Below are 1,026 nucleotides of genomic sequence, written 5' to 3'. Positions count from 1 at the left end.
TGGGTGTCTTCTTTAATTATTATGCTAACTCCCTCACAGTTAAGCCCGGATGTATGTCAGAGCAACGCTTTATTGCATGTGGCTAATCATCGAAGTGCAGCTGGTAGATATTAAAAAAACAACGAGGCTGCAAAAGCTCCCCCGATAGATTCACTCTGCTTGACATACGGAGTGTCCATATATGTCTTCTTTAATTTTCCATGCAAGACCTGACCCTATTATTTTCAATTTTTGAATGCGGACACCCACTCCAATTTAGAGTGGGTGTCGCTTAATACCCTTCTGTTTTAAATTTAATTTAACATATCAGGATTCCGATGAATCAACTTTTAACTCTATAAAGTCAAAGCCATCTAATTTATTTTCTTTTATTGAATTCATAACCAACTCATTGATAACAACAATATTGGTACATCCATCAACTTTAAAAATAAGGCTATCAGGACTAACTTTTTTACTGTCCAAAACTGGCGTAATTACCGTTTCTTCGTCCAAGAACTCAGTTAAATTCATTTCCAAACAATTTAAAGTGTTAACAGGTGTTAGAATATAAAATAACTCCTTCTCTGAGGAGTCCAAATTTAGTAATGATACTTTAGAGAAAATAGATTGGTTTTTAACTAAAAGTCTAAGCTTTTCATAAGCTTTTTCAGAAATCAATATTAAGCCTAAAGGATTCCCAATTAAATCAGATTTTTTAAAGCCACTTTGATGAAAGCTGAAATCAACCTTAGATATCTCTTCCAAAGAGCCATAATCCCCATCCCAATAACTCGAAATATCAAACCCATTTAGGTCATAGTCTTCAACGCTCAATAAACCTTCATCATCACTATATGTTAACTCGTAAAATTTCACTATTTTATCCACCAAACACTTTTATTGTCATAAGGCTTTATTTTACCACTTCGGATACCACTATTTAGCCGATTCATTATAGCATGCAGTTCATTTTGAGCAGCCATTTTCCCTTGCCCACCAACCCTTTTGTATCCAGTATTAAGCATGTCTTGAACCAATCTATGG

At 34.5% G+C, this 1,026-nt stretch carries 1 protein-coding gene; it reads right to left on the bottom strand.

The features are described from left to right. Positions 1-306: 306 nt before the first annotated feature. Entirely contained in the window at positions 307-858 is a 552-nt protein-coding gene (locus tag N475_RS21850) for an imm11 family protein (RefSeq protein ID WP_063365961.1), read from the bottom strand. Positions 859-1,026 lie beyond the last annotated feature (168 nt).

Source organism: Pseudoalteromonas luteoviolacea DSM 6061 (assembly GCF_001625655.1).
Classification (GTDB): Bacteria; Pseudomonadota; Gammaproteobacteria; order Enterobacterales; family Alteromonadaceae; genus Pseudoalteromonas; species Pseudoalteromonas luteoviolacea.
The sequence above is the reverse complement of the archived record's forward strand: the minus strand, read 5'-3'. Positions and strand labels throughout refer to the sequence as shown.